The sequence below is a fragment of the Blastococcus saxobsidens DD2 genome, assembly GCF_000284015.1.
Lineage (GTDB): Bacteria > Actinomycetota > Actinomycetes > Mycobacteriales > Geodermatophilaceae > Blastococcus > Blastococcus saxobsidens_A.
This window is the reverse complement of sequence record NC_016943.1, coordinates 1,751,258-1,764,974: the sequence shown is the minus strand read 5'-3', so window position 1 is coordinate 1,764,974 and position 13,717 is coordinate 1,751,258. Positions and strand designations below refer to the sequence as shown.

Here is a 13,717-nt window from a genome sequence, read left to right as displayed (position 1 = left end):
CCGACCCCCATACGTGCTCTAAGCTGACCTGAAGGCGGTGAGGCATGCGGCCTGCAGGGCGGACCGAGAGATCCACATCTCATGGATCCAAAGAAATCCGCGGTCGTCGAGTTGTGCTCCTAGTCCGCGGACTCGATCAAACTGCGGTGGACCACCAACCTGACCCGCCGGTTGATGCCGCACCAGTGGCGAGGGTTCTGCAGCGATCTCACGATGGACGACGACTGCCGTCAAGTACTGACCCGACTTGTTCAGAACCGGACCCAGGCACGCGTTGTCGATCCGGGCTTGCCTCTCGTTTGGCCACCACGGCTTAGTCTTGCAGACCAGGACCTCGACGTCTACGGCGTAGTCCGACTGTGGCACTGCAATAAATCCGCCGAACTCCCTGGCTCGAGGATCGGCCGGCGCTTGCACCGGATGCGAATCCCGAGTGAACAGGTCCCAGGGAAAGCGAAGCCGCATAACGAGATCGACATCATCTGTTACTCGCGCACCGGAGAACCACTGACGATCCGGCCAGTTGTTCTTCATCCGCCCCACCTCAGCCACAGCGTCGACGGCACCCCTTGCTGATGCATCCAGCTCAACCTTGTAGCCGCCGCGCAGGCCACGAGCGGGATCTGGCCCATGCAAGCTCACCTTGATCTCCTGCGCCCAGGCGACCAGAGGTTTGATGTAGAAGGACGTCCCACCGGCGCCCATACGCCAGCCGTAGCTCCACCGGCCGAGCTTGCGGTCACCCACGAGGAACTTGATGACTCGGTGGTGAGGCGTGACGAACTCGGGGTCATCTATCACCCCACCGACGTTAGTGGTCAGCCATGACGCATTCCCTCCTCCGGAGTGGGCGCCGACCCTGAGCGCTGTCACTCGTCGCCTACCTCAGCGGAGCCAAGGCTCAGCCTTGACGTGCACCGCCCCGCCGAGACCCCATAGCGCTACGGCCGGTTGGCCAGGAGGTCGGCCACCGTGCTGGTGTGCTGCAGATACAGGCCCAGCTGAGGATCGAGGCGGCCGGAGAGACTTATCAAGTCGGCTAGCCGGCCGACGACGTCGGTGGTCAACAAGGGTTCGTGGTGCGCCACGCGGTTGCGCAGCTCGTGCAAACGGCCGACGGGGCCGTCGATATGGACGGCGCGGTCAGTGCCCGGAGGAAAGGCGCGGTGCAGAGCCGGAACCCACAGCGTCTTCTCGTGCGCCGCGGAGCTGAGGTAGCGCCAGAAGCCGAACATGAGCTCGGCGACGATCTTCCCTGGCGGGGCAGTCCGGCCGCCGGCGTTCGCGATTGCTTGGCGCAGGCTGTCCCGGGGCTTGTCGTTCACGTCGACGCGGCGCCGTCCCCGCGTGCGATACACCGGAGCGAAGACCGTGTCTGCAGCCAGGGTCCAATGCGGAGGCCCGGGCCAGCGAGCGGACAGGGCGGCGTCGTAGGCGTTGCGCAGCCCGACCTCCACGTGCGCCAGGTCGTGCATGAGCGCGGCACTGAGCTGGGCGTTCCACTCGTACAAAGCCAACGCCCGGTCCCGGTCCGCGCCGGTGGCGGCAAGGTAGACCGCGAATCGCGGGGCACTGAGCCAGGCCTCCACCCAGCGACCGGCCGGCGGTAAGGCCGGTGGCGTCGGCGTTGTCATCACATCCCACTCGGGCGTAGAGTGAGTGTGAAAGCCCCGGTGGACCGCTGACCTCTGGTCATGTCGCCGGGGCTACGTCTTTTCCATGCCTCCGTCCGCTCCCTCCCTCGTGGTGAGCCGCTGGTGCCTGCCCTCGTCATCAACGGGAGGCGTCGAGGAAGGCGGTGTAGCGGCTTTCGGCGGGCCAGTCCTGGTGCCGGCCGGTGCGGCAGGTGCTCTCCCCGAGCCGTTGAGCCATGCGGTCGCAGAACATCGGGAAGGCGTAGCGGTTCCATTCCTCCATCAGCTGCGGACCTGCTGCGTTCTCTGCTTCCCACCGCAGCACCGCCAGCACGGGTAGCTCCCGGGCGATGTGGGCGTGGTGGGGCCAGCAGGCCGGGACCATCTGCGCGGGCCGCCACGCGTACTCGTGGTTAATCCACGCGACGACGTCGTCACACCAGCTCCAGACCGCTGCGCCCAGCTCCCCGGTGCAGGTGGCCGGTTCCCAGGGGCGCTCGAGGTCCGCCACGGCGCCGGCTTGGGCTACTCCCCCGCGGTCACCTCGACGCGCGTTCTTCAGGAGTTCGAGCGCACGCAGTACCGCGCCAGGCGGCGGTGGGAACGGCAGCACAATCACCAGGACCCCGCCTCGGGCTGCGGTACGGCCGGCGAGTTGGCCGGGTCGGCGTGCCGGCTTGGGACGAGCCGGTGGTCACGGGCGTAGGCCAGCGCAGCAGCCGTGCGCTGCTGTACGTCGGCGGTGTCGGGTCGGGCGCGGCTGACACGCGCACGGGCGGCGTCGAGCTCGGTCGTGAGCTGCTGACCGTCCTTGCCGTCGAGGCAGCGCCGCAACCGGGCGATGATCGGCGGAGCGGTGCCTGCGACGACGAGAGCGTGCCGCTCGGGGATGCGACGGATGTCGCCGGGGCGCAGCACCCGTACGTCCTCACCCGATCGGGACGTGCCCATACCGCCTGGCCCCTCGGTGACGGTCCGCCGGCTGATCCGCACGTCGTCGAGCAGGTCGGACAGTTCCCGGTAGAAGTGGACGTCCTTGCCGCCGCCGAAGATGACGAGGTTGTTGGTGAGCCCGAACAGCGAGCGGGCCTCGTCCTCGCCGTAGGAGACGGCCATCTGTTTCCAGGTCTGGGCTGCGTAGATGAACGAGAGACCGAGCGCGCGTTCGTTGGCCATCCGCACCCGCAGGGTCGGCAGCGGTGTGGTGGACGGCAGTTCGTCGAGGCAGGCCAGGAAGCACGGGGTCAGCCGCCCGTGCGGCGAGGCGGCGGCGACGTGCAAGGCGGTGTCGAGGACGTGTTCGGCGACCGCGGTCATCAGCGGCGCCGCCGAGGCGTAGGGGTCCTCCCGGCCGAGCAGGTACACCGTTCCCTGCCGGGTGATGAGGTCGGCCAGGTTGGTCGCCGACCGCCCTCGCGAGGGCACGCAGCGCGCCCTGATGTCCGGCTGGAAGAACAGCGCCATCGCTTGCTGGACGGTGGTCGCAGTGTTGCCGACGGTGTCCGGGCTGCCGTGCAGCGCGCCGATCAGCAGCCCGTCCCAGAACCGGGCCGCGTGCGGATGCTGCTGCAGGATCTCGGCGGGCTGCTCGGCGGCGACAGGGTTGGCGACCCACTCCAGGACGTGCTCCAGGGTGCGGCCGGTGAGTGCCGCCGCGTGCAGGAATCCTTGCAGCACCTTGGCGGTCTCCGCGGCGTAGAACCGGGCGGCGTTGTCCTGCCGGCCGCCGGTGACCGCGCCGGCGACGGTGCCGGCGGCGAACGCCTTGGCTCGTCGTTCGGCGATCCGAGGATCGACGCAGCCAGCGACCGGATCCCACACCAGCTCCGGCAATCCCGGTGCCGCACCGAACGGATCGAGCACCGCGACGGGGCGCGGCGGCTCGTCGGGGCCAGCGGGCCGTTGCCGTCGTCCGGCGGTCAGCAGCAAATCGTCGACCTTGGTCAGCGTCGCCAGGCCGGCGCCGCGGTGGGCCAGCAGGGCGGGAGCGAGCAGGTCGAGAGTCTTGCCGGACCCCTGCTCGCCGTAGACGCCGGTGGTGCGGTCATACCGGCACCACAGCTCCACCCCGTGCGGCTGGGAGGAGCGGCCCAGCCGCCAGCCGACGTCGGTCGGGTCGAACCTTGACGTGAGCATCCGTCTCTCCTTTCAGCGTGCCCGGCTCGGCCCGGACCGCTGGGCTCGTGCCGCCTGCAGCTGCTGGTGGGCCTGCTGGATGGCCACGCTGAGCGCGACCGGCGTCTGCGGGTCGTCGAGCAGCGCCCGATTCGCGGCCCAGGCCCGGCGCGGGAAGCCGGCGATCGCGCGGGCGCCCGGATCGGCTGCCCGGTCCGCAACGGCGAGGGAGAGCAGGCGGGCGTTGTGCAGGGCTCCGGCGACCGGTTGCAGGTCGGTCGCGTCGACGCGAACCAGCCCGCCGGACTGATATCCGCGCAGGTACGCGGCCACCCGCTCCTCGCGCGGCGGCACATCACGGGCGTAGGCGATCAGCGATCCGTTGTCCGCCCAGGACCGGACGGTGCGGTAGAGCAGCTGCGTGGCGAGAGTTGGCAGGTGCTGAGCCGCGGACGTGACCGATGCGCGCAGGGACGCCGTCCAGGTGGCCGGGTCGGGCTCGGAGCGGAGGACGGCATGGAGGCGACCCGCTGCGGTCACGCCGGATGGTGTGTGCTGGTGGAAGCGGCGGCTGCCGTCGTCGTACGGACGCAGGGCTGTTCGGACGGCGCGCCAGGCGTCGGCCGCCGTCGTCTGACCTGCCGGTGGTGCGTCGGTCGAGCCGAGGCGCGCCGCAGAAGAGCTGAGTGTCTGGGCGGCGATCGTGTAGGCCAGGACCTCGGTGACCGACGGTGGATCATTGGCTCGGGCCGTGGCCTGGAGTAGGACGCCGATGGCGTCGGGGACCACGCGTGCTGGGTCGACGGACGCATTGACCGCGGGACCTGGAACGGGGCGGTCGAGGATGGCGACGTCGGCGCGTGTCGGCGGTTGCAGCGCGGCTGTCTGCTGGACGAGGGCCGCCTGACGCTCGACCTCGGTGTGCCACTGCGTCGCCGGACCGGCAGGCAGGCGGTGGGCGACCACCTCGGCCAGCGGCGTCACTGTCTCGGCTACGGCGGTGGCGACGGCCCACCGGCTGGTCACGGTGGTGTGGTCGTACAGGACGCCGACAGTGTCGGCTGCGGCAGCCGCCAACCGGGTCAACGCCGACTCGGTCGCTGGAGCGCGGACGCCGAGCTCTGTGCAGGCGGCAGCCAGGTCGGCGACCTGCTGTTCGCGGCGATCGCCGGCGAATGGGGAGACGCCGTCGTGGCGCAGGTGGGTCAGCGCCCGACCCAGGTGGCCCAAGGCGGTGCCTGCATCGGCGCGCGCGGCTGCGCTGTCGTCCGTGGTTCGCGCTGTGTCGGCGAGGGCGTCGAGTAGCTGCCCGAGCGACGTGGCCATCAGCGTGGCGCACGCAGCGCTCGGTGGCCGTGCTGGGCGGCGGCGAGGACGTCGGGGTGTGCGAAATCAGCGGCGGGCAGGTTGCCGAGGATGCGCAACGCCTGCTCGACGAGCCGGTCGGGGTCGGTGGCGTCGGCAGTTGCGGGCACTGGGCCGCTGGGCGTGCGCAAGGCGGTGGCGGCGGCGAGGCAGTGCAGCTGCGCTGTCGCTCCGGCCTGGTCGTTGCGGGAGGCGGCGGCGAACAGTGCCGCAGCCTCGGCCCGGGCGGCCAGCAGATCGGAGTTCATGCCGTCGTCGGTCGAGCTCATCGAGGGTTCTCCTTCACAGTGCGGACGGGTGGTGCCTGGGTCGACGGTGCTGGGAAGGTCGATCGGGAAGTGGTCGTCGGAACAGATCTGTGGAGACGACCGCGGATTGCGTTGCCGCCTGTGGACAGGAGGCGATGAAGGCGTCCCCGGCTGCCTCTGGACGGGTAGCGGTCCGGGCGGATGACCGCTCGCCCGGCGCGTAGCTGCCGCAGCCCGAGGGCTTGCTCGGCCTCCCTGCGGGTGGCCATGCCGCCGCGGGCGTCGCCCGGGCGCCGGTGGCGGGCGACCAGGACAGCGGTGATGACGGCGGCGGTCAGCAGGACGAGCTCGGCGGCGGCAACACACGCGTACACCGGCACCGGCCGGGCGACCCGAGCCAGCTGATTCGGTGGCAGGCCGCGGCCGGGATCGCCGCTCAGGAGCCCGCCGAGGACGTGGGTGATCGTCTCGGTGCCCTGCGGCCACACCCAGCCACCGCCCCACAACGCCGAGGCCAGTCCGAGACCGGCCAGGGCTGCCAGTGCGACAGCGATCAGGGCGCCACCGACTGCGGCGACGGCCATTTCCCATCCCCGAGCGATCGGCTGTGGATCGCGACGCCGGAAGGGCGTCGTCACGCGCCGGCCCTGAGCCGGTGGTTGATGTCCACGTCCTGGTACCCCTCTGCCGGTCAGCCGGCGGTGGTGGCATGCAGGTCGACGCCGCGGCTGGCCAGCCACGGCACTGGATCGACGGACGCGCCGTCGAAGCGGACTTCGAGGTGCAGGTGGACGCCGGTGCTGTTGCCGGTGGATCCCTGGAAACCGATCAGCCCCCCGGCGCTGACGCGCTGGCCGACGGTGACGGTGTAGCCCGACAAATGCGCGTAGCGGGTGGTCACCCCGCCGCCGTGGTCGAGTTCGACGAGGTTGCCGTAGCCGGCCAGGCTCAGGGTGCCGTCGCGGTCGCAGTAGGCGCTGGTGCACTCGGCACGAACTACGGTGCCGTCGGCGGCGGCGTAGACGGGGGTGTCACGGGGGCCGGCGATGTCGACACCGGCGTGCAGGGTGCCCAAGCGGGACCCGTAGCCGGAGGTGACGGTGCCGGCGGTGGGGCGGATCCACGACCCGGCCGGGACCGGCAGGCCCGGGCAGACGCCGGCCGCCGTACCGCTCGCGTCGACTGCGGTGGCTTGGGCGGCGGGCCACAGCATGGCGGTCAGCTCGCGGGCGAGCGGCTCCCAGCGGGCGTATGCGCCGCCGGCAGCCGAGATCTGCACGGCCTGGGCCGCCTGAGTGAGCGGGATGGTCCGCCAGTTCGGTACCTCGACCAGCCGGCGGTAGAAGGCCTCGGCGGCGTAGACGGGGTCCATCAGCTGGGCGACGGTGCCCCATTCGGCGGTCCAGCGCTGTTGGAAGGTGTTGACGCTGTCGTGGTCCGAGCCGAGCCCGTCGTGCGGGTAGGTCAGGCTGGTGGCGGTCACTGCGGCCTGTTCGGCAGTCAGTTCGGGGCTGCTGCCGTCGTTGGCCAACATCCGGATGCGGGACTCCTGGTACGCGGTGGCCAGCGCCACGGTGGCCGCATACGGGTCGAGCCCTCGTGCGGCGGCGACGGCGACGATGGTCTGCGCGTGCCCCATCTGGACGGCGTCCAGTTCGATGTCGGCGGCGGAGGCGCCGGTGCCGGCGATCGAGCAGGACGACGCCGGCGACGTCGACGCCTCCGGAGCGTCGAGAACCGCGAGCGGGATCAACAGCAGGGTGAGTACGCCGAACACTGGGACGGCGACGGGAGCGGCGGCCTTCCACAGCCACCGCTTCACGTACGCCAGGGCCAATCCCTCGGCCGTCCCGCTCATGCCGGGCTTCCGGCGATGAGGGCCTCGTTGGTGTAGGTCAGCCGCAGCTCGGGCTCGGTGAGGACGGTCTGCACCTTGAACGCCCGGTCGCCGACCAGCCACAGGGCTCGGCCCTTGCCGGCGATCGCCCAGCCGGTAACCACCCGTTGGGCGATGGGGGTCAGCCCGAGCATGGTGGCGAGCTCGTCGGCGACGGCCTGGTCCTGGCCGTGCAGCACCTTGACGTCGCACAGGTGCAGCAGGTCCCGGGCGATGGCCACCGCTTGGGAGGAGGCGTCCCCGGCGGTGAGCATGTCCGAGGGCTTGTGCGCGAGCAGGATCTGCACGTCGGCGTCGCGGCGGGACAACCGCAGGTTGGCGTCCAGGCTCTTCATCGCTTCGGTGCCCAGGCGCATTTGCCGCCACGTCTCGTCGCGGACGACGATGCGCAGGTCACCCGGGTCGGCGATCTCGCGCATCGCCTGACCCCAGGAGTTCAGGCAGGTCAGCGCGATGCCGACGGCCTGGTCACCGAGCGGCTCGAGGCGGGACAGCGACAAGGACTGGATGGGCGCCCGCCAGTCGACCTCGATCGACGTGTGGTCGTCGAACAGTCCGGCCAACGAGCCCTTCACGAGGGAGCCGAGGGCGTCGCGCAGAGTTCGGGTGGCGTCGAGGAAGTGCCGCCGGTCGGCGTAGCGGCAGGAGGCGACGAGCTCGTCGGTGGGCTCGTCCAGTGCCCGCCACAGCTGCGGGATGGTGGGCTCGGTCAGCCGAGTTGCTCCGCTGCGGTAGCCGGTGAGCAGTCGCAGCGCCTCGCCGACGGCGGTCTCCTCCACCGGGCCGAAGGGCACGTTCTGGGAGCCGACCAGGCCGCGGAGCAACACGATCCACCGGGCGAACATGATGGCCTCACGGCGGCGGGCCTCGGCGGCGTCGAGCCGGTCCCAGCCGTGGTCGAGCGGGCCGAAGGCCAGCGGGTTGACTCGTGCGGACAGTCCGTGGCCGATGACGAACGGCTCCACGCCCAGCGCGCGGCACAGTGGCTCGTACTCGTCCTTGGTATCGCCCAGGATCAGGGTGCGGTAGCCGTAGGCCAGCATCCGCAGCGCGAAGGCCTTGACGGTGGCGGACTTGCCGCGGCCGGGCTTGCCGAAGACGACGACGTTCGGGTTGGTGACCGGGATGGCGTCGTCGGTGACCCAGCCAACCGGATCGCAGTAGAACGCCCCGCCCGACAATAGGTCGATGCCCATCTGCGCGCCGGTGGGCGGCAGCCCGCTGGTGGCGATCAGCGGCCACACCACCGGCGTCTGCTCCGACGTCATTCGCCACACCGAGAGCGGCGCGAGCGCCACTGCGCGACCCCGGCCGCGGCCGCGCGGCCCGCGGCGGGGCACCAGCGCGGTGAACGGCCCGCGTTCCCGTCCCGCCGTCTCGACGGCCGGGACGGCGGGGAGCCGGTGGCCGAAGTCGTCGAGCAGGACAGCGACGTCCCGGCCCCCGCGGGAGCCGCGGCGGTTCATCGCCGTCCCCTGCGGTCGGGCAGCCCAACGCCCAGCGGAATGGCCGCGGCGGCAAACCCGGCATCCTGCGCCAAGTCCAGCCGCAACGGCACGTAACCAGCGGCACGGATGGAGGCTTCGAGCCGGCGGCCGTGCTCGTCCACCGGCCAGGTGGCCGGGACGGTGACGCAGGCGGCGACGGCGGGACGAACCAGCGCCCGGCCGGCGGCCAGCTTCTCGTCCGCGGCACCGATCCGCTCGGTGTCCCGTCGCTGCCGGGCCCGCTGCCGAAAGCCCATGCGGGCACGCAGCTCGTTGCCGGTGGTGGCGCTCATCTCCTCCCGCCCGACCAGCCGGGTAGCCCGGTCCAGCGGCAGCGGGGCCAGAAACACGGTCAGGCAGCGCCGCTCCCCCGCCGTCGTCGGAACCAGCACCGGGGCCAGTGCACCGAGCACCGCCCCGGAGTCGGGCAGCAGGATCGTGTCGGTGACCGACGCCCATGCGTCGTGCACGTAGTGCCGCATCTCGGCGCGAGCCTGGGTGGGCCCGGCGGCGGCCATCGGCACCCCGGTCGCCAGCTGCGTGCCGTTGGCGGCAGACAGGGCGGCGGCGATCAGTTGGCCACGGTCGCCGGGAGCGAAGCCGGTGCGCACCGCGGCAGCGAGTGCAGCCGAGTCCAGCCAGGTGACGGCGGTGCAGCCGACCGGGCCACGCAACGCACTCTCGACCTCGGCCATCACCCCGTGCAGCACCCGGGCGCGGCCGTCCACCCCGCCGCCGGACTCCTTCGCGGCCCGGCCGATCCGTCCCTCGCCGACGACGACGGTCACGAAGGCCTCGGTGCGCACCGCGGCCGGGGTGAGGGTGGCGCCCAGCAGTGCGTTCACGCGGGCGGCCAGGGGCGCGGCGTCGAAGCGGGTGTGGGCTCGTTCCCAGGCGGCGCGCTCGGCGCCGTCGTCGGGCACGGTGCGCACCTGCAGGGCCAGGACGTCGACCAGCTCGGTGCGCGCGGCGATCTCGCACAGCTCGGCCAGGCCGGCGCCCATCCGATCCCGCTCGGCCGGCTCGGCGAGGCCGATGCCGGGATGGTCGATCCGCGCCACGGCCGCCCACGTGCGCGCCGCGGAGTTCTGCACAATCACCGGGCGGGTGAACAGCTGCCCGTAGGGCGGTCCGTCGTGAGTGCGGATGCCGGCGAGCACCCCGGGCAGGTCCGCTTCGGACAGGTCCTCGGCCGTCCCGGCAGCGGCTCGAGAGCCGAACATCGTCCAGCCCATCGCTCCTCCGATCGCGTACAGGCAGAGATCGCCGAACCAGCGGCCGGCCGCGCGCCCCCGGATGGGGACCAACAGCACGGCGACCAGCAGCGCCCACACCGGCAGCCAGACGGCGAACAGCCCCCATGCCTGCGCGTTCAGGGCCAGCAGCGCCGGCATGCCGGCGAGGGTGGCCAGGGCCAGCTGGGCGCCGGTCATTCCGAGGAACCAGCCGGAGACGTCGCGGGAGTAGTCGCCGTAGCGGACGGCGTTCATCGCGCGTCGTCCTGGTCGGGACCGATCGGGTCGCTCTCACCGGGCCGGTCAGGTGCCATGCCGTCGAGGCGTTCGGCGGGCCAGGCCGCAGGAGGGCCGTCCCCGAGGTGCTGGGCTTGCCCGTTCTCGGTCGGTCTCGTCGGCATTGTTCCGCCGTCGTCAGGACGGCGCCCTCGGCCCTGCCCGCCCCCGGTCGCCGTCCCTCCGGTGTGGCCGTTGCCGCGCGCCGGTACCCGGGCGGGCAGCGGCTGCCCGTAGTACGGGTGGGTGTGCCCCACTCCGGCGCCGGCCAGCACGTCTGACGCCGAGGCGGCCACCCCCGCGGCCAGTCGGCCGGCCGTGGAGGTACCGGTGGTCAGCGCTCGCAGCGCGCCGGCGAAGCGCCCACTGGTCGCCGCGTCTGCAGTCGACTCGCCCTGCGCGCGGTCACAGGCCAGCTGCGCCGCTGCACCGGAGGCGGCCACCCCACCGGATGTGGCACCCGCCGCCGCGGTGGCCACGGCCGCTCGCCCACCACCAGCCTTCTGGAGGGCGCCCATGACTCCGCCGGACGCGGCCAGCGAGGAGCGCAACCCCGCCCCACTCGACGTGCCGGGGTCGACGAAGGCCAGCAGCCGGAACAGCGCCAGTGGACAGATAGCTCCGAGCAGGATGAGCAGACAGCCGACCACCGCCATGCCGATCGCGGCCTCGGTGCTCGTCTCCTCTGCTCCGGTGAGGATGCCCTCGGTGATGGTCACTCCGACGCCGAGGACGAGCACGGCGACCGGAGCAACCAGCAGCGCGGCGAGGAACCAGCGGAGGCTTCGCCAGAACCAGGTGCTCGACGTCTGCGCCAGCAGTCCTCCTGCCGAGATCGCCGAGGTCGCGGCCAGCACGATCAGCGCCGCTTCGCGGACCAGCATCAGCAGCAGGTAGCCCACGCTGGCTGGCACCAGCAGGAAGATCGAACTGACCCCGAGCACGGTGGCGACCGTGCCGTCGACCAGGTCGCGGCTCACGCTGATCGACGGGTCGAAGGCAGCCATGGTGTCGATGTCGAGCAGGCTGCGCAGCAGGGCGGTGGTCAGTCCTGAGACGCCAGTGACCAGCAGCGCCGCCACCCCGACGTAGCTGGCCCAGACCAGCCCGAACTGCAGCAGTCCGATCATCAGACGGCCCAGCGTCTGCCCGTCCCGGCGCACCGCCGCGACACTCAGCTGCACCATGGCCATCATCGCGGCCACGGTCGCGCCGATGCCGAACGTCACCGGATACACGGCGGCCAGCGGGCCATCAGCGGACAGGTCCGGGGTGGCCAGGGCGTCGATCACGGAGAAGGCCAGTCCCAGCAGCCATAGACCGGCCTCCCACAGCGACAACATGGCGCTGACCCACACGTCGGCGACCACCGCGCCGGCTGCCTCGCCGATCACGCAGAACGGGTTGATCGGCAGGCACGGCAGTGAGCCATCGTCCGCCGCCGGAGCTGCGGGGAACGCCACGACCGTCGAGTCGGCAGCCGAGGCCGGAACCGCGGTTGCCAGCCAGCCCACCACCGCCAGCATCAGCGCGACGATCAGCATCCGCGGGCGCGACAACCGGCCGCACGGGGCAAGCTGCGGCCTAGACATGGCGCAGATCCCGCCAGCCGGCCGCGATCGCCGCCTCGGTGCCCGGCCAGACCGAGGGCGCCGGCGCCGGCTCCTCCCCCGGACCGATCACCCACCGGTCCCCGACCCATGCCATGCGCTGGCAGTCAGCGATCGCGATCCGCGAGGTCTGCTCCACCGTGACGGTGAACTCGAGGTTCCCGCACACCACCGAGAAGTCCTCGCCCACCGTCCCCTTGATCAGCCCCATCACCGGGCGCACGACGATGGCCAGCTGCGGTGACCCCGCACCGGAGAGCCCTGCTGAAGACAGCAGGCTCGCCATGCCCTCCACCCCGGACCACGTCTCGGGGGTCGGCCCGCCGGGAGCGGCCCACTCGGAGATGACCCGCCGCACGCCGTCCATCGAGCCGGTCTGCATCGCCGTCACGTTGATCGCCGCGAGCTGCGCCAGCGAACCCTCCGGCGTCCGAGGAAAGCCGGTGGGCACGTCCGCCGGACCTACGCCGGTGGCGCGCGGCAGCTGGAGAACGCCCGCAGCCTGCCTCGACACCGGGCCAGGCAGCGCCTCATCTGGGTCGGCGGTCGGCATCGGCGCGGCGGCCAGCGCATCCTGCCGCGACATGCCCGGGGAGGGAGCCGCAGCCTGTCGTGCGGAGTCCCTCTCGTCCGGCTGCTCGGTCAGCCCTCTGACAACTGCCAAGACCAGGCCAGCCAGCACCGCCAGCGCCACCACCGCGCTGATCACGAGCGCCGCAAGGAGACGCGCCGGGCTCCACTCCGGCGTACCGCTCCGCTGCACGTCGGGACGGCGGCGCATCAGGTGCACCCACTGCCGGTGATCGATCCGAGGATGACCAGGATGACCGTGTAGGTGATTGCCACCATCACGACCACCGCGATGCCCATCGCCCCGTACCGGGAGGCATGCGGATGGGAGAACATCCGGCCCACCAGGATTGAGCCCAGCGACACGACCGCGGCGATCCCGATCAGCGCCAGCACCCCCCACTTCACCCACGCCGTGACCTGATCGGCGAAGGCCTGCACTCCCGGCGGCGCCTCCGGGCAGACCGCCGCGGTCAACTCCACCGGCGCCGCGGTGGCAGGCAACGCGGTCAGCACGACCAGGCCCGCAGCGACGAACGCGACGGTCGAGGCCGCTCGTACGGCTGCTTTCATGCGGGGTTTCACCCTGTTTCCCCCGCCGCGCCTGGCTGGGACGCTGCCGCCCGGTGCCGATGCCGATGCTGCGGTGGCACGGCCGGCATCAGCAGCGCGGCCAGCGACCGGCCGGCGGCCTCCACTCCCTTGGGTAACCGGTCTCCGGTCAGACCGGCGGTCTGCAGTCGTCCGTCGACCGGAACCCGGACCACCCGTCCCCGCGACCTCAACTCGCGAAGCTGCGGACCACAGTTGGCCTTCACCGCTCGGGGCCAGCGCGCCGGGCCCACGACGGCCACCATCACCGGCTGCCCGGCGAGCTGGCTCAGCACGTGCTCGGTCAGTCGCACCCCGGGCACGGTCGGCCGGCAGACGACGACGGTGCTCGTACGGTCGGCGGCCAGCCGGGCCAGGTCCTCCGGAGCAGGCAGCCCGAGATCGAGGACGGTGACCGCCGGCTCCTCGCTGCTCGCGAGGACCGGCCAGCCGCAAGGCTCCACGTCCGCGACGCGGCGGTCGATCGTGACGCGGTCGCGGGAGCCACGTCGCCAGGCGCCGGCGGCGTCGGTGCCCAGCTCCGCCGACGCCGCGGCAATCAGCCCCGACCGGCGGGGATGCGCGGTCTCCACCAGGTGCACCCGCCGGTCGGTGGCTGCCGCAGCGTCGCTGATGGCCAGCGCCACCGTGGAGGCGCCGGCACCGGCGTGTGCCGCTACGACCGTGAC

General features: G+C 72.0%; 14 protein-coding genes. All 14 read right to left on the bottom strand.

The window, feature by feature from the left end; translation table 11 throughout:
* Nucleotides 1-18 precede the first annotated feature (18 nt).
* The 14 genes from BLASA_RS24960 to BLASA_RS08190 all read right to left on the bottom strand — a co-directional run bounded on the left by BLASA_RS24960 (nt 19) and on the right by BLASA_RS08190 (nt 13,675).
* Nucleotides 19-747 carry a hypothetical protein gene (locus BLASA_RS24960; protein WP_166486514.1) on the bottom strand — a complete coding sequence of 243 codons (729 nt, stop codon included), beginning with the start codon at nt 745-747 and terminating at the stop codon, nt 19-21.
* A gap of 194 nt (nt 748-941) precedes the next feature.
* Nucleotides 942-1,589 carry an Abi family protein gene (locus BLASA_RS08250; RefSeq protein ID WP_014375642.1) on the bottom strand — a complete coding sequence of 216 codons (648 nt, stop codon included), beginning with the start codon at nt 1,587-1,589 and terminating at the stop codon, nt 942-944.
* 184 nt (nt 1,590-1,773) lie between these two features.
* Nucleotides 1,774-2,145: a hypothetical protein gene (locus BLASA_RS08245; protein ID WP_231839578.1), complete on the bottom strand. Its 372-nt coding sequence runs from the start codon at nt 2,143-2,145 to the stop codon at nt 1,774-1,776.
* Between the two features lie 104 nt (nt 2,146-2,249).
* A complete protein-coding gene (locus BLASA_RS08240) occupies nt 2,250-3,770 on the bottom strand; it encodes a type IV secretory system conjugative DNA transfer family protein (RefSeq protein ID WP_014375640.1) in 1,521 nt (506 codons plus the stop codon).
* A 12-nt stretch (nt 3,771-3,782) separates the two neighbouring features.
* Nucleotides 3,783-5,075 carry a hypothetical protein gene (locus BLASA_RS08235; RefSeq protein ID WP_014375639.1) on the bottom strand — a complete coding sequence of 431 codons (1,293 nt, stop codon included), beginning with the start codon at nt 5,073-5,075 and terminating at the stop codon, nt 3,783-3,785.
* The gene (locus BLASA_RS08230; protein ID WP_014375638.1) at nt 5,075-5,383 is read right to left on the bottom strand and encodes a hypothetical protein; all 309 of its coding nucleotides are present in this window, start codon (nt 5,381-5,383) and stop codon (nt 5,075-5,077) included. The genes BLASA_RS08235 and BLASA_RS08230 overlap by 1 nt, the downstream gene beginning before the upstream one ends.
* Nucleotides 5,380-5,946 carry a hypothetical protein gene (locus BLASA_RS08225; RefSeq protein WP_014375637.1) on the bottom strand — a complete coding sequence of 189 codons (567 nt, stop codon included), beginning with the start codon at nt 5,944-5,946 and terminating at the stop codon, nt 5,380-5,382. Before BLASA_RS08225 ends, BLASA_RS08230 begins: the two co-directional genes overlap by 4 nt.
* Before the next feature lie 107 nt (nt 5,947-6,053).
* Nucleotides 6,054-7,220: a M23 family metallopeptidase gene (locus BLASA_RS08220; RefSeq protein WP_014375636.1), complete on the bottom strand. Its 1,167-nt coding sequence runs from the start codon at nt 7,218-7,220 to the stop codon at nt 6,054-6,056.
* The gene (locus BLASA_RS08215) at nt 7,217-8,725 is read right to left on the bottom strand and encodes an ATP-binding protein (RefSeq protein ID WP_014375635.1); all 1,509 of its coding nucleotides are present in this window, start codon (nt 8,723-8,725) and stop codon (nt 7,217-7,219) included. Before BLASA_RS08215 ends, BLASA_RS08220 begins: the two co-directional genes overlap by 4 nt.
* Nucleotides 8,722-10,236 (bottom strand): SCO6880 family protein, encoded by a 1,515-nt coding sequence (locus BLASA_RS08210; RefSeq protein WP_014375634.1) that lies wholly within the window; start codon nt 10,234-10,236, stop codon nt 8,722-8,724. The genes BLASA_RS08215 and BLASA_RS08210 overlap by 4 nt, the downstream gene beginning before the upstream one ends.
* Nucleotides 10,233-11,849, bottom strand: coding sequence for a hypothetical protein (locus BLASA_RS08205; protein WP_014375633.1), 1,617 nt, complete (start codon nt 11,847-11,849; stop codon nt 10,233-10,235). Before BLASA_RS08205 ends, BLASA_RS08210 begins: the two co-directional genes overlap by 4 nt.
* Nucleotides 11,842-12,648 (bottom strand): hypothetical protein, encoded by an 807-nt coding sequence (locus tag BLASA_RS08200; RefSeq protein ID WP_014375632.1) that lies wholly within the window; start codon nt 12,646-12,648, stop codon nt 11,842-11,844. Before BLASA_RS08200 ends, BLASA_RS08205 begins: the two co-directional genes overlap by 8 nt.
* Nucleotides 12,648-13,010 (bottom strand): hypothetical protein, encoded by a 363-nt coding sequence (locus tag BLASA_RS08195; RefSeq protein ID WP_014375631.1) that lies wholly within the window; start codon nt 13,008-13,010, stop codon nt 12,648-12,650. Before BLASA_RS08195 ends, BLASA_RS08200 begins: the two co-directional genes overlap by 1 nt.
* An 8-nt stretch (nt 13,011-13,018) precedes the next feature.
* Nucleotides 13,019-13,675, bottom strand: coding sequence for a hypothetical protein (locus tag BLASA_RS08190; RefSeq protein WP_051004913.1), 657 nt, complete (start codon nt 13,673-13,675; stop codon nt 13,019-13,021).
* Nucleotides 13,676-13,717 lie beyond the last annotated feature (42 nt).

Bases quoted from the DNA above. Each gene is read 5' to 3' on its own strand.
- BLASA_RS08210 (WP_014375634.1), bottom strand. From the start codon at position 10,236: ATGAACGCCGTCCGCTACGGCGACTACTCCCGCGACGTCTCCGGCTGG.
- BLASA_RS08215 (WP_014375635.1), bottom strand. From the start codon at position 8,725: ATGAACCGCCGCGGCTCCCGCGGGGGCCGGGACGTCGCTGTCCTGCTC.
- BLASA_RS08230 (WP_014375638.1), bottom strand. From the start codon at position 5,383: ATGAGCTCGACCGACGACGGCATGAACTCCGATCTGCTGGCCGCCCGG.
- BLASA_RS08195 (WP_014375631.1), bottom strand. From the start codon at position 13,010: ATGAAAGCAGCCGTACGAGCGGCCTCGACCGTCGCGTTCGTCGCTGCG.
- BLASA_RS08220 (WP_014375636.1), bottom strand. From the start codon at position 7,220: ATGAGCGGGACGGCCGAGGGATTGGCCCTGGCGTACGTGAAGCGGTGG.
- BLASA_RS08240 (WP_014375640.1), bottom strand. From the start codon at position 3,770: ATGCTCACGTCAAGGTTCGACCCGACCGACGTCGGCTGGCGGCTGGGC.
- BLASA_RS08225 (WP_014375637.1), bottom strand. From the start codon at position 5,946: ATGGCCGTCGCCGCAGTCGGTGGCGCCCTGATCGCTGTCGCACTGGCA.
- BLASA_RS08205 (WP_014375633.1), bottom strand. From the start codon at position 11,849: ATGTCTAGGCCGCAGCTTGCCCCGTGCGGCCGGTTGTCGCGCCCGCGG.
- BLASA_RS08200 (WP_014375632.1), bottom strand. From the start codon at position 12,648: ATGCGCCGCCGTCCCGACGTGCAGCGGAGCGGTACGCCGGAGTGGAGC.
- BLASA_RS08235 (WP_014375639.1), bottom strand. From the start codon at position 5,075: ATGGCCACGTCGCTCGGGCAGCTACTCGACGCCCTCGCCGACACAGCG.